Origin of the sequence: Pseudomonas sp. YeP6b, from assembly GCF_025642995.1 — a bacterium.
Classification (GTDB): Bacteria; Pseudomonadota; Gammaproteobacteria; order Pseudomonadales; family Pseudomonadaceae; genus Aquipseudomonas.
Genome location: NZ_CP080090.1, coordinates 6383925 through 6402894, shown reverse-complemented (window position 1 = coordinate 6402894; position 18970 = coordinate 6383925). Strand labels below are relative to the sequence as shown.

Here is an 18970-nt window from a genome sequence, read left to right as displayed (position 1 = left end):
CGCAATTCCTGAAGCGATTGCCCGCGCCGTAGCGCTTTTGGGCAACCCTTATTAATAATAGGGCTATTGGCCTTTACGGGCGGGGCGAGGATACTGGCCGCCGTTTTCCGTGACCTTGAAGCCATGATGACCTTTAAAAAACTGACCCTGGTATTGCTGGCCTGCCTGACCTTGTCCGCCTGTGGCGGTGTTGATCCGAACTCGCCCTTGGGTCAGCGCAAGGCGATTTTCAAACAGATGCTCAAGACCGGCGAAGACCTGGGCGGCATGTTGCGTGGGCGTCTGCCGTTCGACGGCGCGAAGTTCGCCGAAGGCGCGGTCAAGCTCGATGCGTTGTCCCACGAACCGTGGAAACATTTCCCGAGCGTGCGCGAAGAAGATCACACCAGCGCCAAGGACAACGTGTGGCAGCAACAGGCACGTTTCCAGGAACTGGCCCGAAACCTTGAAACGGCCACCGGTGAATTGGTGATCGCAAGCCAGGTGCAGCCTTACAAGGCCAGCAATCTGGGGCCTGCGGTGCAGAAAGTCGAAGATGCCTGCACGGCTTGCCATAAACAGTTTCGGGACCACTGACCGGGCTTACTGGTCGAGTTCTTCGACGGCGTCCTGCAGTTCTTTGCGCGACTGGGCGAGCTTGTCTTTGCGCTTGTTGATCTTGTCCGCATCGCCCTTTTTCATGGCTTTGTCGAGGTCGGCCTGACGGCGGCTGACTTCGTGCTTGGCGTCGAGCACTTTGTTTTCACGCTCTTTACGCAAGGACGCGTCGGTGCAATGGGCGGTGACTTCACTCAGGGCTTTTTCCAGGCCTGCCTGTTGTTCGCTGTTGCCATGGGCCTTGGCTTGCTCGATCTGGGTGCTGATGGCTTGGCGCTTGGCGGCGCAGCCGGCCAGGGGTTGTGCATCTTCAGCGGCCAGCAGTGGCGTAGTCATGAAGCTTGCGACGGTGAGCAAGGCAAGCGGGGCAAGGAATTTCATGTGATGCTCCAGAAACGCAATTAAATGGCAGGGTGAATTCTGCCGAGGGTTAGAGGTGGCAAGGCCGGGTTTAAAACCCTTCAACCCCCGCCACGCGTAATGTTTCAGCCAAAGCCTGTACCTGCGGGTCGCGAAAAAAAGCGCTCAGTTGCGCTGCGCGGCCCGGGCCGATGCCGTCGGTAGCCAGCCAGGCCTGGGTGTCTTTGGCGGCCAGGGTCTGCCAGCCGCCAGCCAGGTCGTTACGTGCCGAAGGCGGTACGCCCAGGGCTTTGAGCCATTGTGCAAAGGGCCGTTGCCGCGCGCTTTGAAGGCTGTTGAGCAATCGCGCACGGCTGCGATCACCGAAGCCCTCAATGTTAGCAAGCTCTGCCGCATCCAGGGTCAACCAATCGAGAATGCCTACGATTAGACCCGCCTGGATCAAGGCGTTCCAGGTCTCGCGGCCGATATGCGGCAAGGACAAGCCCTGGCTGCCGCTTAACCAGGCCAGGCGCGCCAGCAATTGTTCCTCACAGCCGGGGTCCAGTTGCCAGCAGCTCAACGCGTGAAAGTCCCGTGCATCGGGCGCTTGCACCTGCACCCTGGTTTCATTGCGCAGGATCACCTGCTCCAACTGTGGGATCACTTGGCCGGCAAGGCTGATGGACACCTGATCGCCGGGCCGGATATCCAGCGTTTGCCAGCGTTTCAGCGAGCCGACGCTGACACGGCTGATTTGCCGATCGTCCAGTTGCACCGGCTCCAGTTCCAGGATAGGTGTAATGCGCCCGGTGCGGCCGATCTTGAACTGTACCTTGCGCACCAGCGCCAGCGCCTTGGCGGCCGGGTACTTCCAGGCGACCGCCCAGTAAGGCGTGCTGGCTTGCCAGCGTTTGGCGGGTGCGCGCAACGCTTGGTGCAACACCACGCCATCGCTGGCGAAAGGCAGTGGGTGGTTGTACCAGTACGTGCGCCAGTGCGCGGCATCGGTGATGTTTTGGATAGGCTGGCTGTAGCGACGGCTGTCGGTAAAGCCCCAGCGCGCCAAGGTGTCCAGGCGCTCGGTGAAGTCGGTTGGGCCGTCAGGCCAGGCCCAGACGAATAAGCCGATCCTCGCGGCCTCGGTATCGCTCAGCTGCCGGCGGTTCATCAAACCGGCCACTTTGCTGCGTGCATTCAGCCCGCCATCGGTTGACTGCACATGATCGTCGAGGCGCCAGTAGAGTTCGCCTTGCAGCACCAGGTTGATGGGCTCAGGCAGTTGCTGGAGGATGCCCGGGATCTGCCGTGCGGCAGTTGACCAGTCCTGGCCGAGCAAGCCATTACCTCGGCTGATAAGTCGGCTCAACCGGCCCTGGCGATAGACCAATGTCACTGCAACGCCGTCGACCTTGGGTTGAACCCACACGTCTCGGCGTGTCCTGAGCCAGTCATCGACTGCCTGCTCATTCAACAGCTTTTCCAGCCCGGTATGAGCGACCGGGTGCGGTTGCGTACCCCGTGAACTCGCCAGAGGGTTGTCAGCCGCCTTTGGCGTTTGGGTGAAACATTGGCGCCAGTGAGCCAGGCGCAGGCGGGCCTGATCGTAGAGCTCGTCGCTGACCGGGGATTGGCCAAGTCGGTGATAGCTGTCATCCCACAGCTTGATCTGTTCAGCCAGAGTGTCGACCTGTGAGCGGGCTTCTTCGGGGCATTCTTCGGCCCACGCCAAAAAAGGTAGGGCGCTGAGTAAAAGCGTAATCAGTAAACGCACGATGAGCATCCTTGCTCGAGAAGGGTGCCCAGCCTAAGTGATCCACACCGCCATAAAAAAGCCCCGCCAGTGCGGGGCTTTTTACCGGGTGTTTCAGATTACTTGAACAGACCGCCCAGTGCTTTCACGGTGTCGTTCTTATCGGCCTTAGCTTCCTGTGTTTGCTGCTTGGCGTCGACTTTGGCTTGGGTTTCAGCAAGTTTGTTGCAACCTTTGTTGACCTGGTCCTGCGCTGCTTTAAACGCCTTCACTTTCAGGGTGTCGTTCGCGGCTTCGGCGGCATCGATCTTGGTTTGCAGGTCTTTGGCTTGCTGCTGGCAGTTGCCGGAGTTGCCGCCCAATTGGGAGCTCAGGGCGCCACTCAATGCGCTCAGGTCGGCGGCATGCGCCGGCAGGGTGAACAGGCTGAGCAGAAGGGCGGCAGGGGCGAGCGTGGAAATGCGCATGAAAACCTCAATGTTCGATTGCCTGCGCGTTTATCTGTCCCGGGCTGGCGCAGGGCAATATCCAAGTAAGGTGAAGGGCCCGAGAGGGCGCGGATTCTAGAGGGCCGTTATTTGGCCTGCAAGCATTGGATCCAAAAACATGAGCGTCGCTGGTTAATCATCCGGCAATAAAAAAGCCCCGCCGGTAAACCGACAGGGCTTTGTGTACCGCGAGCGATTAAAGACCGGCAGCCGTGCGCAGGTCGTTGGCGCGGTCGGTTTTTTCCCAGGTAAACGTGGTGAAGGTGTCGTCGCCGACAGTCTTCTGTGCAGGCGTGCGACCGAAGTGGCCGTAGGCTGCAGTTTCCTGGTACATCGGGTGCAGCAGGTCGAGCATGGTGGTGATCGCGTAAGGACGCAGGTCGAAGATCTCACGCACCAGCTTGACGATCTTGTCATCGCTGATCTTGCCGGTGCCGAAGGTATTCAGCGAGATCGACGTAGGCTGGGCCACGCCGATAGCGTAGGAAACCTGGATTTCGCAACGCTCGGCCAGGCCGGCCGCGACGATGTTCTTGGCCACGTAACGACCGGCGTACGCCGCCGAGCGGTCAACCTTGGACGGGTCTTTACCCGAGAACGCGCCACCGCCGTGACGGGCCATGCCGCCGTAGCTGTCGACGATGATCTTGCGGCCGGTCAAACCGCAGTCGCCCACTGGGCCGCCGATGATGAACTGACCGGTCGGGTTGATGTGGAACTGGGTGTCTTTGCTCAGCAGTTCGGCAGGCAGTACGTGCTTGACGATCAGCTCCATGACGCCTTCGCGCAGGTCGGCGTAGGAAACATCCGGGTTGTGCTGGGTCGACAGCACAACCGCGTCGATACCCACGACTTTGCCGCCTTCGTAACGGCAGGTTACTTGGGACTTGGCGTCCGGGCGCAGCCATGGCAGCAGGCCGGATTTACGCGCTTCGGCTTGGCGCTGCACCAACTGGTGCGAGAAAGTGATCGGCGCCGGCATCAGTACATCAGTTTCGTTGCTGGCGTAGCCGAACATCAGGCCCTGGTCGCCGGCACCCTGATCTTCAGGCTTGGCACGGTCCACACCTTGGTTGATGTCGGGCGACTGCTTGCCGATGATGTTCATCACGCCGCAGGTCGCGCCGTCGAAGCCGACGTCGGAGCTGTTGTAGCCAATGTCAGTGATCACGTCACGGACGATCTGTTCCAGGTCGACCCAGGCGGTGGTGGTGACTTCGCCGGCGATGATCGCCACGCCCGTTTTCACCAGAGTCTCGCACGCCACACGGGCGAACTTGTCTTCAGCAATGATGGCGTCCAGCACCGCGTCAGAAATCTGGTCGGCGATTTTGTCCGGATGCCCTTCAGACACGGACTCGGAGGTGAAAAGGGAGTATTCGCTCATCTCGATGTTTTCCTGATATTTACCGATGGTGAGTGTCGCCAGCCGGCCGCTGAAAATGGCAGACCTGAATCTGGAAACCATTACGTAAACCTACATAGAGGCTTTCCCCGGGAACGAGTCCCGCAGCGGTGGCCCAACGGGCCAGATCGTCCTGTTCAAAACCCAACCAGAGATCACCGCAGGCCTCCTTGGCCCAACTCTGGTTGTGGCTGCATAAATCTGTGACCAGCAGGCTACCGCCGGGTTGCAGCAAATTTGCCATCTGCTTGAGGGCGTCGGCAGGGGCGGCGAAATGGTGCAAGACCATGTTCAGCACCACGCAATCGGCCCGCAGGCTGGTGTCATTCAACGCGTCCGCCAGCTGCAGGCTGACGTTGCCCAGTGCTTCGCGCTCACAGAGCTGGCGCGCCAGTTCGAGCATCGCCGGGCTGTTATCCAGCGCGGTGACGTGCGCAAAGCGGCGTGCCAGTTCTGGCAGGAAACCGCCATCACCAGGGCCGACTTCCAGCGCCGTGGCCTCATCACTGAAGCCTAGCTTGTCCAGCAGTGCCAGTACGCTTTCGCGGTACTGCGGCAACCCTGCGATCAAGTCCTGCTGGGCGCGAAACTTCTCGGCGACCCGTGAGAAAAAGTCCTGGCTGGCAGCGGCGCGTTGCCCGTGGACTTGGCTGATGCGCGACTGCACTTCAGTCGGCAGGCTCAAGTTGTCCACTTCTTCGAGCAGGGCGGTGTGCAGCTTGCCGCCGAGCAGTTCAGTGTGGGGCAGGGCGCGGCGGTAAAAAATCGCATTGCCTTCACGGCGAGTAGCCACCAGATCGGCCTGGGCCAAGACCTTGAGGTGGTGGCTCATGCCGGACTGGCCGATGGCGAAGATCTGAGCCAGTTCCAATACACCGAAAGAGTCGTTGGCCAGTGCGCGCAATACGTTCAGGCGCAACGGATCACCAGCGGCCTTGCACAAGGCAGCCAGCTCATCGCCGTCGTCGGAACGTAGGGAAGGCACGGGTAGGTTCATAAGGCCAGCAGTCTAGTGACGGGTGGAACTCCCCGCAAGACCAATATCAAAAAGTTTTGATATTGGTCGATAATCGGTAGTTATGAGCAGCCGCTATAACCTTTAGACGAAGCCGGGGCGCTTTTCTGCAAGGGAATGCCGGGCAAACCGCAGGAAAAACACCTACAAGTGACTATCTATCATTGCCCGCAGGCGGTGGCTGAGGGAAAATGCCGGTCCTTTTTTCCGTTTCTTTTATTCAACCCCCTAGGAGATCAGCGATGCCCAGCCGTCGTGAGCGTGCCAACGCCATTCGTGCCCTCAGCATGGATGCCGTGCAAAAAGCCAACAGCGGCCATCCCGGTGCCCCGATGGGCATGGCGGATATCGCCGAGGTACTTTGGCGTGACTACCTGAAACACAACCCGAGCAACCCGTCGTTCGCCGACCGTGACCGCTTCGTGCTGTCCAACGGCCATGGCTCGATGCTGATCTATTCGCTACTGCACCTGACCGGCTACGACGTCACCATTGATGACCTCAAGAGCTTCCGCCAGCTGCACAGCCGCACCCCGGGCCACCCGGAATTCGGCTACACCCCAGGCGTCGAGACCACGACCGGTCCCCTGGGCCAAGGCCTGGCCAACGCCGTGGGCTTCGCCCTGGCTGAAAAAGTATTGGGCGCGCAGTTCAACCGCCCTGGCCACAACATCGTCGACCACCACTCCTACGTGTTCCTGGGTGATGGCTGCATGATGGAAGGCATTTCCCACGAAGTCGCTTCCCTGGCCGGCACCCTTGGCCTGGGCAAGCTGATCGCTTTCTACGATGACAACGGCATCTCCATCGACGGCGAAGTCGAAGGCTGGTTCACCGACGACACCCCGAAGCGTTTCGAAGCCTACAACTGGCAGGTGATCCGCAACGTCGACGGCCACGATCCGGAAGAGATCAAGACCGCCATCGACACCGCGCGCAAAAGCGAGCAGCCGACCCTGATCTGCTGCAAGACCACCATCGGCTTCGGCTCGCCGAACAAGCAAGGTAAAGAAGACTGCCACGGCGCCCCACTGGGTGACGCGGAAATCGCCCTGACCCGCGAAGCACTGAAGTGGAACCACGGCCCGTTCGAAATCCCGGCTGACATCTACGCCGAGTGGAGCGCTAAGGAAAAAGGCCTGGCGACCGAAGCCGAGTGGGACCAGCGTTTTGCTGCCTACTCCGCCGAATTCCCGGAACTGGCCAACGAACTGGTGCGCCGCCTGGCCGGTGACCTGCCTGCCGACTTCTCGGAAAAAGCCTCGGCCTACATCGCCGAAGTCGCGGCCAAGGGCGAGACCATCGCCAGCCGTAAAGCCAGCCAGAACACCCTGAACGCCTTTGGCCCATTGCTGCCGGAAATTCTTGGCGGTTCGGCTGACCTGGCCGGTTCCAACCTGACCCTGTGGAAAGGTTGCAAAGGTGTCTCGGCTGAAGACGCCAGCGGCAACTACATGTACTACGGCGTGCGCGAGTTCGGCATGAGCGCCATCATGAACGGCGTGTCCCTGCACGGCGGCCTGGTGCCTTACGGCGCAACCTTCCTGATGTTCATGGAATACGCACGTAACGCCGTACGTATGGCCGCGCTGATGAAGAAGCGTGTTATCCATGTGTACACCCACGACTCCATCGGCCTGGGCGAAGACGGCCCGACGCACCAGCCGGTCGAGCAACTGACCAGCCTGCGCACCACGCCGAACCTGGATTGCTGGCGCCCAGCCGACGCGGTCGAATCTGCCGTGGCCTGGAAGCACGCCATCGAGCGTAAGGACGGCCCTTCGGCGCTGATCTTCTCGCGCCAGAACCTGCAGCACCAAGTGCGTACCGACGCGCAGATCGCTGCGATCAGCCGTGGTGGCTACGTGCTCAAGGACTGCGTTGGCGAGCCGGAGCTGATCCTGATCTCCACCGGTTCCGAAGTGGGCCTGACCGTTCAGGCGTACGACAAGCTGACTGCCCAGGGCCGTAACGTGCGCGTTGTGTCCATGCCGTGCACCAGCCTGTTCGAAGCCCAGGATGCTGACTACAAGCAATCGGTTCTGCCGTTGCAGGTCAGTGCGCGTATCGCCATCGAAGCGGCTCACGCCGACTACTGGTACAAGTACGTGGGCCTGGAAGGCCGTGTGATCGGCATGACCACCTACGGTGAGTCGGCGCCGGCGCCAGCGTTGTTCGAAGAGTTCGGCTTCACCCTGGAAAACATCCTGGGTCAGGCTGAAGAGCTGCTGGAAGACTAAGTCAGTCTGCGTTGTTTGCACTGGCGCTATCGCGGGCAAGCCCGCTCCCACATTTGATCTCGGTCTAAGGTGGGAGCGGGCTTGCCCGCGATGGCGTCAGAACATTCAACTCCGAACTAACATTGATCGAGAACCCCATGCCCCAACCGCGTCCCTACAAAGTTGCACTCAACGGCTACGGCCGCATTGGTCGTTGCGTCTTGCGTGCTCTGTTCGAGCGAGGGGCGGCGGCCGGGTTTGAAATTGTGGCGATCAACGATTTGGCCGACATGGCCAGCATCGAATACCTGACACGCTTTGACTCCACCCACGGCCGGTTCCCCGGCGAAGTGCGGGTTGAAGGCGATTGTCTGCATATCAATGGCGACTGCGTGAAAGTCTTGCGCAGTGCCACCCCCGAGGGCATCGACTGGGCGGCGCTGGGCGTCGACCTAGTGTTGGAATGCTCCGGTGCTTACCACACCCGTGCCGATGGCCAGCGTTTTCTCGACGCCGGCGCACCGCGTGTGTTGTTTTCCCAGCCGATGGCCAGCGAGGCGGATGTCGACGCCACCATCGTCTACGGCATCAACCAGGATTGCCTGACCGGCGACGAGCTGCTGGTGTCCAACGCCTCCTGCACCACCAATTGCAGCGTGCCGCTGTTGCGCCTGCTGGATCAGGCGATCGGCCTGGATTACGTGTCGATCACCACGATTCACTCGGCGATGAACGACCAGCCGGTCATCGACGCCTATCACCACGAAGACCTGCGCCGCACACGCTCGGCGTTCCAGTCGGTGATTCCGGTGTCTACCGGCCTGGCTCGTGGCATCGAAAGATTGTTACCGGAACTTGCCGGGCGAATTCAGGCCAAAGCCGTACGCGTGCCGACAGTGAACGTGTCGTGCCTGGATATCACCATGCAAACGGTCAGTGACACCGATGCCACTGAGGTCAACCGGATACTGCGCGACGCCGCCACCAGCGGCCCGCTCAAGGGGCTTTTGGCCTACACCGAGTTGCCGCACGCCAGTTGTGATTTCAACCATGACCCGCATTCGGCCATTGTCGATGCCAGCCAGACCCGCGTTTCCGGCCCACGGCTGGTGAACATCCTGGCTTGGTTCGACAACGAATGGGGGTTTGCCAACCGAATGCTGGATGTTGCCGAACATTATCTGCACATCGCCTCTGCTAAATCAGCCCTTTAAATCAGCCAATTCAGGAACTGCGACCCATGACCGTGTTGAAGATGACCGACCTCGATCTGCAAGGTAAGCGCGTACTGATTCGCGAAGACCTCAACGTCCCAGTCAAGGACGGTGTTGTCACCAGCGATGCGCGAATCCTGGCCTCGCTGCCGACCATCAAGCTGGCCCTGGAAAAAGGCGCGGCCGTGATGGTCTGCTCCCACCTGGGTCGCCCGACCGAAGGTGAGTTTTCCGCCGAAAACAGCCTCAAGCCGGTCGCTGACTACCTGAGCAAGGCCTTGGGCCGCGATGTGCCGCTGGTGGTTGACTACCTGGGTGGCGTCGACGTTAAGCCTGGCGACATCGTGTTGTTCGAAAACGTGCGCTTCAACAAGGGCGAGAAAAAGAACAGCGACGAACTGGCCCAGCAATACGCGGCCCTGTGCGACGTGTTCGTGATGGACGCCTTCGGCACCGCGCACCGCGCTGAAGGCTCGACCCACGGCGTGGCCAAGTTCGCCAAAGTCGCCGCTGCTGGCCCACTGCTGGCTGCTGAACTGGATGCACTGGGCAAAGCCCTGGGCGCTCCGGCCCAGCCAATGGCCGCCATCGTTGCCGGTTCCAAAGTCTCCACCAAGCTGGACGTGCTCAACAGCCTGAGCCAGATCTGCAACCAGCTGATCGTCGGCGGCGGCATTGCCAACACCTTCCTGGCGGCTGCCGGCCACCCGGTGGGCAAGTCACTGTACGAACCGGACCTGCTCGACACCGCCCGCGCCATCGCTGCCAAAGTCAGCGTACCGCTGCCGGTGGACGTGGTGGTTGCCAAGGAATTTGCTGAAAGCGCCGCAGCCACCGTCAAGCTCATCGCTGACGTGGCGGCCGACGACATGATCCTGGACATCGGCCCGCAAACCGCAGCCAATTTCGCTGAGTTGCTGAAGTCCTCCAAGACCATTTTGTGGAACGGCCCGGTTGGCGTGTTCGAGTTCGATCAGTTCGGCAACGGCACCAAAGTACTGGCGCACGCCATTGCTGAAAGCTCGGCCTTCTCCATCGCCGGTGGTGGCGACACCCTGGCGGCCATCGATAAATATGGCGTTGCTGACCAAATCTCCTACATTTCTACCGGTGGCGGCGCGTTCCTCGAATTCGTCGAAGGCAAAGTTCTGCCAGCCGTTGAAGTGCTGGAAACCCGAGCAAAAGGCTAAGGCTCGTGATCCGGAAAAGGAGCATTCCCATGATCAAGTCGTTGGCACTGGTGATCGCAGCGGGCCTGTTGGCCGGCTGCGGCAGCACGCCAAGCGCTAAGCCTGCGGGCGCAGAGTCTGCGCCGGGGCAGAAAAAGAGCTGCTACCAGGCTGACTGGCAAGCCGAAACCATGCCGGTGATCAACAAGCGCATCGGCAACGAACGGCTGGAGCAATACGGCGCCGCGCCCAACGGTCAGGAACAGGGTTGCCCCTGACGGGTCTGATCAACTAACCGACAGCAGTGGCGGCCCTTGGGCCGTCGTTCGAGGATTGGCAATGAAAGGCGTTTTCGCCCTGGCAGCCCTGGCTTTATTGGCCGGTTGCAGCAACATGAACATGTTCAACAAGGCAGAGCCTGCCGACAAGTGGACCACTTGGACCTGCGACAGCAAGGCCGAGGTCAACTGGCGCTTTGCCAATCAGGCTCGTTCCGAAGTGGATGTACGCCTCGGCGGTTCGGACCAGGTTTACCGTCTTAAAGAAGACGTTGCCGCCTCTGGCGTGCTGTACAGCAACGACCAGTTGGCGTTTCACACAAAAGGTGAAGAAGGCCTGATTTACTGGGTCGCCACCGATGATTTGATCGGGCGAGGCTGCAAAGCTCAGTGAGAACACTATCTCAAGATAAATGAGATCTAAATGTGGGAGCTGGCTTGCCTGCGATTGCGGTGGGTCAGCAAAACAAATGTTGTCTGATCTGCCCCTATCGCAGGCAAGCCAGCTCCCACATTGATCGGCTTTTTCAGTGGCGTTAGCACACGGCCATGCCAGCAATAACGATTCAGCAGGCCAAGCCTTAACCCCTTGATCTGCAATAACTTGAATAGCAGCCGCCGCTACGGCAGGCTTGCACGATTAACGACCCTCGATCGGGAGAGACAACACAATGGCACTTATCAGCATGCGTCAAATGCTGGACCACGCAGCCGAGTTCGGCTACGGCGTCCCAGCTTTTAACGTCAACAACCTTGAGCAGATGCGCGCCATCATGGAAGCCGCTGACAAGACCGACTCCCCAGTGATCGTCCAGGCTTCGGCCGGTGCCCGCAAATACGCTGGCGCGCCTTTCCTGCGTCACCTGATCCTCGCCGCGATCGAAGAATTCCCGCACATCCCGGTGTGCATGCACCAGGACCACGGCACCAGCCCTGACGTGTGCCAGCGCTCCATCCAACTGGGCTTCAGCTCTGTGATGATGGACGGCTCCCTCGGCGAAGACGGCAAGACCCCAACCGACTACGAGTACAACGTACGCGTTACCCAACAAACCGTGGCCATGGCTCACGCCTGCGGCGTTTCGGTTGAAGGCGAGCTGGGCTGCCTGGGTTCGTTGGAAACCGGTATGGCCGGCGAAGAAGACGGTATCGGCGCCGAAGGCGTGCTGGATCACAGCCAGATGCTGACCGACCCGGAAGAAGCCGCTGACTTCGTCAAGAAGACCCAGGTGGACGCCCTGGCCATCGCCATCGGCACCAGCCACGGCGCCTACAAGTTCACCAAGCCGCCTACCGGCGACGTGCTGGCTATCGACCGTATCAAGGAAATCCACAAACGCATCCCGAACACACACTTGGTGATGCACGGTTCTTCCTCGGTACCGCAAGAGTGGCTGGCGATCATCAACCAGTACGGCGGCGACATCAAAGAAACCTACGGCGTACCGGTTGAAGAAATTGTCGAAGGCATCAAGTACGGCGTGCGCAAGGTCAACATCGACACCGACCTGCGCCTGGCGTCCACCGGTGCGATGCGTCGCCTGATGGCTACCAACCCGAGCGAATTTGACCCACGTAAATTCTTCGGCGCCACCGTGACCGCGATGCGTGATGTATGTATCGCGCGTTATGAAGCGTTTGGTACGGCCGGTAATGCTTCGAAGATCAAGCCGATCTCCCTGGAAGCGATGTACCAGCGTTACCTCAAAGGTGAGTTGAACGCTAAGGTGAACTGAGCCTAAGGCGTTTAAAAAGAAGCCCGCAGCGATGCGGGCTTTTTTGTGGCTGGGATTTGATCAGGCCGCGTCAGGTGTATCGAAGCCGCGGTGCTCAATCACCCGGAACACATCACTCACGTCCTGCACCAGAATGCGCGCGGTGTTGGCCACGTTGTTCAGGTCACGCTCGGCGAAGTCCGGCAGGCTGGAGCAGGCGATCAGGTTGAGGTGTTCGAGGGCGGCGTTGAGGCGTTCGCGCAGGCAGGCGTGGAGTTCAAGCAGTGGGGCGTCGCTGTCGATTAACAGTACGGGGTAATCGGTTGCGGTTTCGGTGCATGGGGTGAAGCGGCGGGGTGGCAGTTGTTGGGTCATGGTGAATCCTTAACTCGGTAGAAGAATGACCACCGTTTGCTGCGAAACAAATTGGGTGGCAGCTGTACGCGGGTTCGCAGACCGAGGAGTTAAGACCCGGCAGACCCGAAGGTCTCCCACGCACAGCCGCCATAACAAGACGGCCATTGGCAGGAACGCCAGGGCTGTTTTGACGGGTGCGGAATTAACTCTGTAGGGCTGCGAAACCCTATCGCTGTTCAATGCCAGCGACGGGGGGAACTATAAGCGCCGATCTGGCTTGCCGCAACGGTCGTGTAGGACGAGCACTTAACCCTCAACCGACGCAGGGCAACTGTGGGAGCCGGGCTTGCCCGCGATGGCGGTGTGTCAGCCGCCGCAAAGACTGGCTGATCCACCGCCATCGCGGGCAAGCCGGGCTACCACAGGGACTGGCGGTGCGTTTAAGAGGTTGGATTACCCCATGAATTGTCCTTGGGTTTGCCGGACATTACCTACGAATCGAAACGCTCCTGAGTTGTTTGCAGTCGGAACTGTCCTGAATACTAATAAGTTGATGTTCCGGCGGCGCTACAGCCTTTCTGTTTTATTGGTAGGTCATTGAAAGTGCGCTTTTATCGGCCTTGGATCATTTAAGGTGAGGCCTTGATGATGTTCAATGATGGAGCGTTGATGATGGGTTTTATTAAAGCCGCTGGCGTTATTCTGGCGTTGGCAGCTGCAGGGTCTTTTGCATACGCGGAAAGTCGGATATTTACCGCCTCTATTGATGATAAAGGCCAGGTCACTGCGCAATCGCCCCAGTGGCTGAAAGAGGTAAAGTTGACTGCGCAGCCTGATTACTTTTCGGAGTACAAAGTCCGCTTCGTGCCCGGCGTCTTTAAACAGCCGCCACGCTTCTGTTCGGTCTCGGTAACCGATGTCAGTACCACTGAGCATGTTTTCTATGGTCATGCGAAGTTGGGCAGTGTGCCAGCGATCAACTACGTGAATGTCTTGACCCTCAAGGTGGGCGATAATAACCCTACCGGTGATTCATCGATGGGCTTCATGTTGATATGCATTGAATAACTTTCTGTCACTGGCAGGCGTTGGTAGGGCTTCCTTTAGGAGGAGGGTAGGTCACTAAAAACGTGGCTGCCATGCGCTTATTATTTGGTTTTATCAACTGTCAAACTTGGCAGTTGTTTTTCAGTGCCGGGTCTCTACGATCATCGTATAACCCACCCGGGTTTAAGCATGGTCGCAAGGTGAGGTGCAGGATGCCGCCCAGATATCGCGTACTTTCAGTAGCGCTTGACGGATATTATTCGGACTTTTTTACGGACAGGCTTGAAGATGAGCTGGGCTTTGATCCAGTTAATCCAGCAAACGTTGCCTACGCCAAATATAATAAGCCCTATGCTCGATTTCAATATTTGGGCGGCTTTGGTCTGGCGGTACCCGCCACTGCATTGCCCGTTACGCCACAGCCTGGCGATAAATGGGACATTGATATTCAAAATTTAACAACGGGTAGTCCTTCAGCGGTTTTTAATTATTCATACACCTTTTTGTCGGGCAGTGAGGGCCGGTCACTGCGTGCATTGGTGGGTATGCCCGCTATGCAAGTGCTCGGGCCGGGCCTAATTGAAATCAACGCTTCATTCACATCAAACGCCGCCAATACGGTCTATATTTTCCAGCCTAAACAGATAACGTTGGTAGCGCCGTAATGATAACGTTCAGGCTAACAAACCATTACGTAGAGATACATCGACCTGTTGGAACTTGGCTGCTTACGTAATGCGAACCCCTATGGGGGCGATGAAAGCCCGCCCCACAGTTGGTCGGCTATGCAATGATCATTGGGTTCAAAGGTTGAGGCTTATGTCGATTGAAGCCTGGCTTACTCGTGATCAATATCCAACTTCGCAAATGTCACCCGCGCGCCTTCTTTATTGTCCCCACTGTTGTCTTGCACATACGCCCCCGCCTTGAAATACAACGGTTTGGCGCCCCACGCGGCACCGATGCGTTCATTCCACTGCCCGTCAGCGGCCTCCACACTCAGCAAGCCGGCCTTATTGAGGTTGATCACATAGGTAAAGCTCTTCTCCAGCGGCACATTGGAGGCCACGATAATCACGCGGCCTTCGTCTTCATCCGGGCGCATGCGCACCTTGGCGATGATGTTGCCAGTCTGGGTTTTTTCCTTGAATTGGTATTCCAGTTTGATCAGCGGTTTTTGGCTGTCATAGGCGTGGATCTGGCCGATCACGACTTTGCCGGAAGAGGGCACCTGATTGACGGCCAGGGTGGCGCGCAGGAAGTTGTCGGCGTCGGGGTAGGTCCAGTTACGCAAACGCCCGTCGGCGTAGGTTTCGCGCAGTTCGCTGCGCGGGTAAACGGCGTTTTCGGTGCGGGTACCGGTCACCGGTGTCCAGAATTGCACGTTGCTGCCTTCGGCCTGGAAATATTGGTCCTTGAAGCCGCTAAGCAGTTTCGGCGTGTCGATGGTCGCGGGCGGCGAGCCGACCGGAATGCTCAGGTTCCAGGTGGAAAGGTCGATCATGGTGTTGGCCTTTTACAGAGGGTGAAGGCTTTGGCCCGAGGGCCTTGCAGGTTCTTTATAGGCGGTGATCGTCCGGTTGTTAAACGATTACTGGCAATTTATTGGCGTCAGAGGAGTGCCAAAAAGCCATGTTTCCCATGAACCGTGGCCTGTAGGGCTTGACCGTTAGTCGGCTTCCAGGGCTTTGGCGCAATGATGGCACCCACGTCACTTCTGCTTTTTTGGAACCGGGGCTAGAGTGAGGCCTCATTGTTTGTCCGGTTTTTATATCAGAAGTGACCGGTGCAGCCCCTCAAGGAAGAGACGTAGCATGGATTGCGCTCCACACCCAGGCGATGGCAGTTCGGTACTCTTGGTGGTCGATGACTACCCGGAGAACCTCGTCAGCATGCGTGCGCTTTTGCAGCGTGAAGATTGGCACATGATGACTGCAGCGTCGGGGCTTGAAGCCTTGGAGCTGCTGCTGGCGCACGAAATCGACCTGGTGTTGCTGGATGTGCGCATGCCCGGCATGGACGGCTTCGAAGTCGCCCGCCTGATGCGCGGCAGCCAACGTACGCGCATGACGCCGATTATCTTCCTGACCGCCCACGCCCAATCGCCCGCCGCGGTGCTGGAAGGCTATGCCAGCGGCGCCATCGATTACCTGTTTAAACCGTTTGACCCGCATATTCTCAAGCCCAAGGTGCAAGCCCTGCTGGAGCACCAGCGTAACCGCCGGGCCTTGCAGCGCTTGAGCCATGACCTGGAATCCGCGCGAGCCTTCAATGCCTCGGTACTGGACAACGCCGCCGAAGGCATCCTGGTGGTGGGCGAGGGCAGTGTGATTGAGTACGCCAACCCGGCAGTTTCGCGGCTGCTTAACGCCACGATGGCGGAGTTGCAGGGCGAGAGCTTCCTGAGTTTCTTGCAAAAGCCCCATGTGCCCGCCTGGCTGGGCTTCCCGATGTACGAGGCGTATCGCAAGGGTGAGACGTGGCGCCAGCACGACGCCATTTTGCGCACCGGTCGCGGCCAGCAGGTGCCGGTGGCGTTGTCCTGCGCGCCCTTGCCCGCCGAGCAGAAGGCCATGGTGGTGACGGTGCTGGACATGTCCGAGGTGCGCCACCTGCATCAGCAACTGGAGTTCCAGGCGGTGACCGACCCGTTGACCGGGCTGCTGAACCGGCGTGGCTTCCACCAGGCGGTGGAGAACATGCTGCTGCGCAGCGAGCGTAACGAGTTGTCGCTGGTGTTGCTCTACCTGGACCTCGACGGTTTCAAGCGGGTCAACGACTCGTTGGGCCACGATGCTGGGGATCGGGTGCTGCGCTGGGTCTCGGAGCAGATGCAGGCGTGTCTGCGTTCCTACGACATTCTCGGGCGCATGGGCGGGGATGAATTCACTGCATTGCTAGAGCTGGAGTTCCCGGAGCAGGCGGCGAAAATTTCGGAAAAACTGATCGAGCGCGTGTCTGTGTGCCAGCAGGTCGACGGTTTGGATGTGATGCTCGGTGTCAGTATCGGCATTGCGACCTTCCCGGACTGCGGCTCGGATTTGAACGGCCTGCTGCGCGCGGCGGACATCGCCATGTACGAAGCCAAGCGCGCGGGGCGTCAGCAATATCGCTATTACGATCAGGAAATGAACGGCCGCGCCCGCTCGCGCCTGATGCTTGAAGACAGCGTGCGAACCGCGATTCAGAACAAGGACTTCACCTTGGTGTACCAGCCCCAGGTGTCGCTGGAGGACGGGCGTTTGCGCGGCGTCGAGGCGCTGCTGCGCTGGCAGCACCCGAGTGTCGGCGATGTGCCGCCGGGCCTGTTTTTGCCGCTGTTGGAAGAGGCGCGGCTGATCAGCCAGTTGAGCGCCTGGATCTACCAGCAAGTCGCCGCCCAACGGCAAGCCTGGCAAGCGAGTTTCCATGAAGAGCTGGTGCTGAGCGTGAGCTTGAGCAGCAGCCAGTTCAACATGCCCAACCTGGCCAGCCAGCTGCAGCAGGTACTCGACCGACATGGGTTGCAGGGGCGGCAGTTGGAGGTGGAAATCAGTGAAGACAGCCTGATGAGTAACCTTGAAGAAACCAACAAGCAGTTCAAATTATTGCGTCAGGTCGGCGTGCGTATCGCGCTGGATGACTTTGGTTTGGGGCAGTGTTCCCTGGCCCACCTGCGTGACCTGGAGTTCGACACGCTCAAGCTGGACCCACAACTGGTGGCGCGCCTGCCGGGCTCGATGCGGGACGCGGCCATGGCCCGTAGCATCATCCAGCTGTGCGGGCATTTTGATGTGCTGGTGATCGCCGAGGGCGTGGATACCCTCGAACAGTCGCAGTGGCTCAAGGCCAATGGTTGCTCATTTATCCAGGGGCCGTGGGCGGCGCAGCCGCTGCGGCCTGAGGAAATGGCCGATTGGTCCCACCCTGGGCCGCTTTGAATTCGCTACACTGGCGGCCATTCGAACCTTGTTGCTGAACTCATGACCGCGCTGAAATACCTCCAGGCCTACCCCGCAGCTCTTCAGGAACAAGTGCGCCAGATGATCGCCAAGGACCAGTTGGGCGCCTATCTGGAACAACGTTACCCCGAACGCCATGCGGTGCAGAGTGACAAGGCGTTGTACAGCTACGCCCTGGCCTTGAAGCAGGAACACCTGCGTAACGCGCCGGCCATCGACAAAGTGCTGTTCGACAACCGCCTGGACCTGACTCACCGCGCGTTGGGCCTGCACACCACGATTTCACGGGTGCAGGGTGGCAACCTCAAATCCAAGAAAGAGATTCGTATTGCCGCACTGTTCAAGGAGGCGGCGCCGGAGTTTCTGCGCATGATCGTGGTGCACGAGCTGGCGCACTTCAAGGAATCGGACCACAACAAGGCGTTCTACAAACTCTGCGAATACATGATGCCCGGCTACCATCAGGTGGAATTCGACCTGCGGGTGTACCTCACGTATCGCGACTTGCAGGGCAAGCCCTAACCTCAGTAGGCGATCAAGCATGGACGTGAGCAAGACCAAAAGCAGTTTCTACCGCCGCCTGTATGTGGCGTACCTGATCGACAGCGGGCAAGCCAGCAGCGTCCCGGCGTTGACCGACGCCACCGGCATGCCTCGGCGCACGGCGCAGGACACGATTGCCGCGCTGGCCGACCTGGATATCGTGTGCGAGTTCGAGCAGGAAGACGGTGCGCGCAACCATGCCGGGCACTATCGGATTCGCAGTTGGGGGGCGATTGATCGGAAGTGGATCGAGGCGAACCTGGCGGGGATCAAGCAGGTGTTGGGTTATCCCTGAATGTGGCGGTGATTGGGCTGACGCTTTCGCGAGCAAGCCCGCTCCCACATTCGACCGCGTTTCAAAGGGTGTACACGGTTAAATGCGGGAGCGGGCTTGCTCGCGAAAAGGGGCTCAAGCGCGCCGCATACCAATATGTGGAATATCATCTTCCAAATATTGCTCACCCTCCACCACAAACCCATACCGCGCGTAATACCCCTGCAAGTGCGCCTGGGCTGACAGAAAGATCGGCGTCTCAGGCCAGATATCTTCAATGCGCTTGAGGGCCTCTTCCATCATCTGATGGCCCAGCCCGGTGCCGCGTGCCACTGGCGCGACGATCACGCGGCCGATCACCACATCATCGTCCTGGGTCTGCGGGTCCAGCAGGCGCAGGTAGGCCACCAGTTCGTCATCTTTCCAGGCCATCAAGTGGTGGGTATCGCCCGAAAGGTCCTGCCCGTCGAGGTCCAGGTAAACGCACTGCTGTTCAACGACAAAGACCTCGCTGCGCAGACGCAGAATGGCGTACAGCTGTTCCTTGCCTAAGTCATCGTGATGCTTGCAGACCCAATCAACCGTCATGGTGTGCTCTCTCAATTAATGGCTGTTG

20 protein-coding genes are annotated in these 18970 nt (G+C 59.3%); 12 read left to right on the top strand and 8 right to left on the bottom strand.

Annotated elements, in window-relative coordinates:
• Positions 1 to 126 precede the first annotated feature (126 nt).
• Positions 127 to 576: a c-type cytochrome gene (locus tag KZH41_RS28995; protein ID WP_263274132.1), complete on the top strand. Its 450-nt coding sequence runs from the start codon at positions 127 to 129 to the stop codon at positions 574 to 576.
• Between the two features lie 6 nt (positions 577 to 582).
• Here the strand turns inward: KZH41_RS28995 and KZH41_RS28990 are convergent, their stop codons facing one another.
• The 5 genes from KZH41_RS28990 to KZH41_RS28970 all read right to left on the bottom strand — a co-directional run bounded on the left by KZH41_RS28990 (position 583) and on the right by KZH41_RS28970 (position 5579).
• Positions 583 to 978 (bottom strand): DUF1090 domain-containing protein, encoded by a 396-nt coding sequence (locus tag KZH41_RS28990; RefSeq protein WP_094949115.1) that lies wholly within the window; start codon positions 976 to 978, stop codon positions 583 to 585.
• Positions 979 to 1048: 70 nt separating this feature from the next.
• Positions 1049 to 2719, bottom strand: a complete 1671-nt coding sequence (ligB, locus tag KZH41_RS28985) for an NAD-dependent DNA ligase LigB (RefSeq protein ID WP_263274131.1) — start codon at positions 2717 to 2719, stop codon at positions 1049 to 1051.
• Between the two features lie 89 nt (positions 2720 to 2808).
• A complete protein-coding gene (locus KZH41_RS28980) occupies positions 2809 to 3156 on the bottom strand; it encodes a DUF1090 family protein (RefSeq protein WP_094949114.1) in 348 nt (115 codons plus the stop codon).
• 217 nt (positions 3157 to 3373) lie between these two features.
• Positions 3374 to 4564, bottom strand: a complete 1191-nt coding sequence (gene metK / locus KZH41_RS28975; protein WP_083356355.1) for a methionine adenosyltransferase — start codon at positions 4562 to 4564, stop codon at positions 3374 to 3376.
• Between the two features lie 19 nt (positions 4565 to 4583).
• Entirely contained in the window at positions 4584 to 5579 is a 996-nt protein-coding gene (locus KZH41_RS28970; protein WP_263274130.1) for an ArsR/SmtB family transcription factor, read from the bottom strand.
• 260 nt (positions 5580 to 5839) lie between these two features.
• Here KZH41_RS28970 and tkt point away from each other — a divergent pair, with 260 nt between their 5' ends.
• From tkt to fba, 6 genes are all read left to right on the top strand, one after another.
• On the top strand, positions 5840 to 7837 hold the full coding sequence (gene tkt, locus KZH41_RS28965) for a transketolase (protein ID WP_263274129.1): 1998 nt from the start codon (positions 5840 to 5842) through the stop codon (positions 7835 to 7837).
• Between the two features lie 137 nt (positions 7838 to 7974).
• Positions 7975 to 9030, top strand: coding sequence for an erythrose-4-phosphate dehydrogenase (gene epd / locus KZH41_RS28960; RefSeq protein WP_094949111.1), 1056 nt, complete (start codon positions 7975 to 7977; stop codon positions 9028 to 9030).
• A 26-nt stretch (positions 9031 to 9056) separates the two neighbouring features.
• Positions 9057 to 10220 (top strand): phosphoglycerate kinase, encoded by a 1164-nt coding sequence (locus tag KZH41_RS28955; protein ID WP_242153186.1) that lies wholly within the window; start codon positions 9057 to 9059, stop codon positions 10218 to 10220.
• A 29-nt stretch (positions 10221 to 10249) separates the two neighbouring features.
• Positions 10250 to 10477, top strand: coding sequence for a hypothetical protein (locus KZH41_RS28950; protein ID WP_094949109.1), 228 nt, complete (start codon positions 10250 to 10252; stop codon positions 10475 to 10477).
• 61 nt (positions 10478 to 10538) lie between these two features.
• Positions 10539 to 10871 carry an MliC family protein gene (locus KZH41_RS28945; RefSeq protein ID WP_094949108.1) on the top strand — a complete coding sequence of 111 codons (333 nt, stop codon included), beginning with the start codon at positions 10539 to 10541 and terminating at the stop codon, positions 10869 to 10871.
• 277 nt (positions 10872 to 11148) lie between these two features.
• Entirely contained in the window at positions 11149 to 12213 is a 1065-nt protein-coding gene (gene fba / locus KZH41_RS28940; RefSeq protein WP_003177554.1) for a class II fructose-bisphosphate aldolase, read from the top strand.
• 60 nt (positions 12214 to 12273) lie between these two features.
• On the opposite strand, the gene KZH41_RS28935 is transcribed toward fba, so the two are convergent.
• Positions 12274 to 12567: a fructose-bisphosphate aldolase gene (locus KZH41_RS28935; protein ID WP_094949107.1), complete on the bottom strand. Its 294-nt coding sequence runs from the start codon at positions 12565 to 12567 to the stop codon at positions 12274 to 12276.
• A gap of 627 nt (positions 12568 to 13194) precedes the next feature.
• On the opposite strand from KZH41_RS28935, the gene KZH41_RS28930 reads away from it, so the two are divergent.
• Positions 13195 to 13617 (top strand): hypothetical protein, encoded by a 423-nt coding sequence (locus KZH41_RS28930; protein WP_406978791.1) that lies wholly within the window; start codon positions 13195 to 13197, stop codon positions 13615 to 13617.
• A 191-nt stretch (positions 13618 to 13808) separates the two neighbouring features.
• Complete coding sequence (locus tag KZH41_RS28925) at positions 13809 to 14261, top strand: hypothetical protein (protein ID WP_263274128.1); 453 nt, start codon at positions 13809 to 13811, stop codon at positions 14259 to 14261.
• Positions 14262 to 14434: 173 nt separating this feature from the next.
• Here KZH41_RS28925 and KZH41_RS28920 read toward each other — a convergent pair whose 3' ends face one another.
• Positions 14435 to 15100 (bottom strand): polysaccharide lyase family 7 protein, encoded by a 666-nt coding sequence (locus tag KZH41_RS28920; RefSeq protein WP_094949105.1) that lies wholly within the window; start codon positions 15098 to 15100, stop codon positions 14435 to 14437.
• Positions 15101 to 15410: 310 nt separating this feature from the next.
• Between KZH41_RS28920 and KZH41_RS28915 the strand changes: the two genes are divergently transcribed.
• Genes KZH41_RS28915 through KZH41_RS28905 form a run of 3 tightly spaced genes read left to right on the top strand, consistent with a single transcriptional unit; the run spans position 15411 to position 18375 of the window.
• Positions 15411 to 17516: a putative bifunctional diguanylate cyclase/phosphodiesterase gene (locus tag KZH41_RS28915; RefSeq protein ID WP_263274127.1), complete on the top strand. Its 2106-nt coding sequence runs from the start codon at positions 15411 to 15413 to the stop codon at positions 17514 to 17516.
• 42 nt (positions 17517 to 17558) lie between these two features.
• Positions 17559 to 18059: a M48 family metallopeptidase gene (locus tag KZH41_RS28910; protein WP_094949103.1), complete on the top strand. Its 501-nt coding sequence runs from the start codon at positions 17559 to 17561 to the stop codon at positions 18057 to 18059.
• A gap of 19 nt (positions 18060 to 18078) precedes the next feature.
• On the top strand, positions 18079 to 18375 hold the full coding sequence (locus KZH41_RS28905) for a winged helix-turn-helix domain-containing protein (protein ID WP_094949102.1): 297 nt from the start codon (positions 18079 to 18081) through the stop codon (positions 18373 to 18375).
• A 114-nt stretch (positions 18376 to 18489) separates the two neighbouring features.
• Here KZH41_RS28905 and KZH41_RS28900 read toward each other — a convergent pair whose 3' ends face one another.
• Entirely contained in the window at positions 18490 to 18942 is a 453-nt protein-coding gene (locus tag KZH41_RS28900) for a GNAT family N-acetyltransferase (protein ID WP_094949101.1), read from the bottom strand.
• Positions 18943 to 18970: the final 28 nt, after the last annotated feature.

What these genes read in the sequence shown, in the direction of transcription:
- KZH41_RS28995 (WP_263274132.1), top strand. Translation starts at nt 127, where the DNA reads ATGACCTTTAAAAAACTGACCCTGGTATTGCTGGCCTGCCTGACCTTG.
- KZH41_RS28990 (WP_094949115.1), bottom strand. Translation starts at nt 978, where the DNA reads ATGAAATTCCTTGCCCCGCTTGCCTTGCTCACCGTCGCAAGCTTCATG.
- ligB (WP_263274131.1), bottom strand. Translation starts at nt 2,719, where the DNA reads ATGCTCATCGTGCGTTTACTGATTACGCTTTTACTCAGCGCCCTACCT.
- KZH41_RS28980 (WP_094949114.1), bottom strand. Translation starts at nt 3,156, where the DNA reads ATGCGCATTTCCACGCTCGCCCCTGCCGCCCTTCTGCTCAGCCTGTTC.
- metK (WP_083356355.1), bottom strand. Translation starts at nt 4,564, where the DNA reads ATGAGCGAATACTCCCTTTTCACCTCCGAGTCCGTGTCTGAAGGGCAT.
- KZH41_RS28970 (WP_263274130.1), bottom strand. Translation starts at nt 5,579, where the DNA reads ATGAACCTACCCGTGCCTTCCCTACGTTCCGACGACGGCGATGAGCTG.
- tkt (WP_263274129.1), top strand. Translation starts at nt 5,840, where the DNA reads ATGCCCAGCCGTCGTGAGCGTGCCAACGCCATTCGTGCCCTCAGCATG.
- epd (WP_094949111.1), top strand. Translation starts at nt 7,975, where the DNA reads ATGCCCCAACCGCGTCCCTACAAAGTTGCACTCAACGGCTACGGCCGC.
- KZH41_RS28955 (WP_242153186.1), top strand. Translation starts at nt 9,057, where the DNA reads ATGACCGTGTTGAAGATGACCGACCTCGATCTGCAAGGTAAGCGCGTA.
- KZH41_RS28950 (WP_094949109.1), top strand. Translation starts at nt 10,250, where the DNA reads ATGATCAAGTCGTTGGCACTGGTGATCGCAGCGGGCCTGTTGGCCGGC.
- KZH41_RS28945 (WP_094949108.1), top strand. Translation starts at nt 10,539, where the DNA reads ATGAAAGGCGTTTTCGCCCTGGCAGCCCTGGCTTTATTGGCCGGTTGC.
- fba (WP_003177554.1), top strand. Translation starts at nt 11,149, where the DNA reads ATGGCACTTATCAGCATGCGTCAAATGCTGGACCACGCAGCCGAGTTC.
- KZH41_RS28935 (WP_094949107.1), bottom strand. Translation starts at nt 12,567, where the DNA reads ATGACCCAACAACTGCCACCCCGCCGCTTCACCCCATGCACCGAAACC.
- KZH41_RS28930 (WP_406978791.1), top strand. Translation starts at nt 13,195, where the DNA reads ATGATGTTCAATGATGGAGCGTTGATGATGGGTTTTATTAAAGCCGCT.
- KZH41_RS28925 (WP_263274128.1), top strand. Translation starts at nt 13,809, where the DNA reads ATGCCGCCCAGATATCGCGTACTTTCAGTAGCGCTTGACGGATATTAT.
- KZH41_RS28920 (WP_094949105.1), bottom strand. Translation starts at nt 15,100, where the DNA reads ATGATCGACCTTTCCACCTGGAACCTGAGCATTCCGGTCGGCTCGCCG.
- KZH41_RS28915 (WP_263274127.1), top strand. Translation starts at nt 15,411, where the DNA reads ATGGATTGCGCTCCACACCCAGGCGATGGCAGTTCGGTACTCTTGGTG.
- KZH41_RS28910 (WP_094949103.1), top strand. Translation starts at nt 17,559, where the DNA reads ATGACCGCGCTGAAATACCTCCAGGCCTACCCCGCAGCTCTTCAGGAA.
- KZH41_RS28905 (WP_094949102.1), top strand. Translation starts at nt 18,079, where the DNA reads ATGGACGTGAGCAAGACCAAAAGCAGTTTCTACCGCCGCCTGTATGTG.
- KZH41_RS28900 (WP_094949101.1), bottom strand. Translation starts at nt 18,942, where the DNA reads ATGACGGTTGATTGGGTCTGCAAGCATCACGATGACTTAGGCAAGGAA.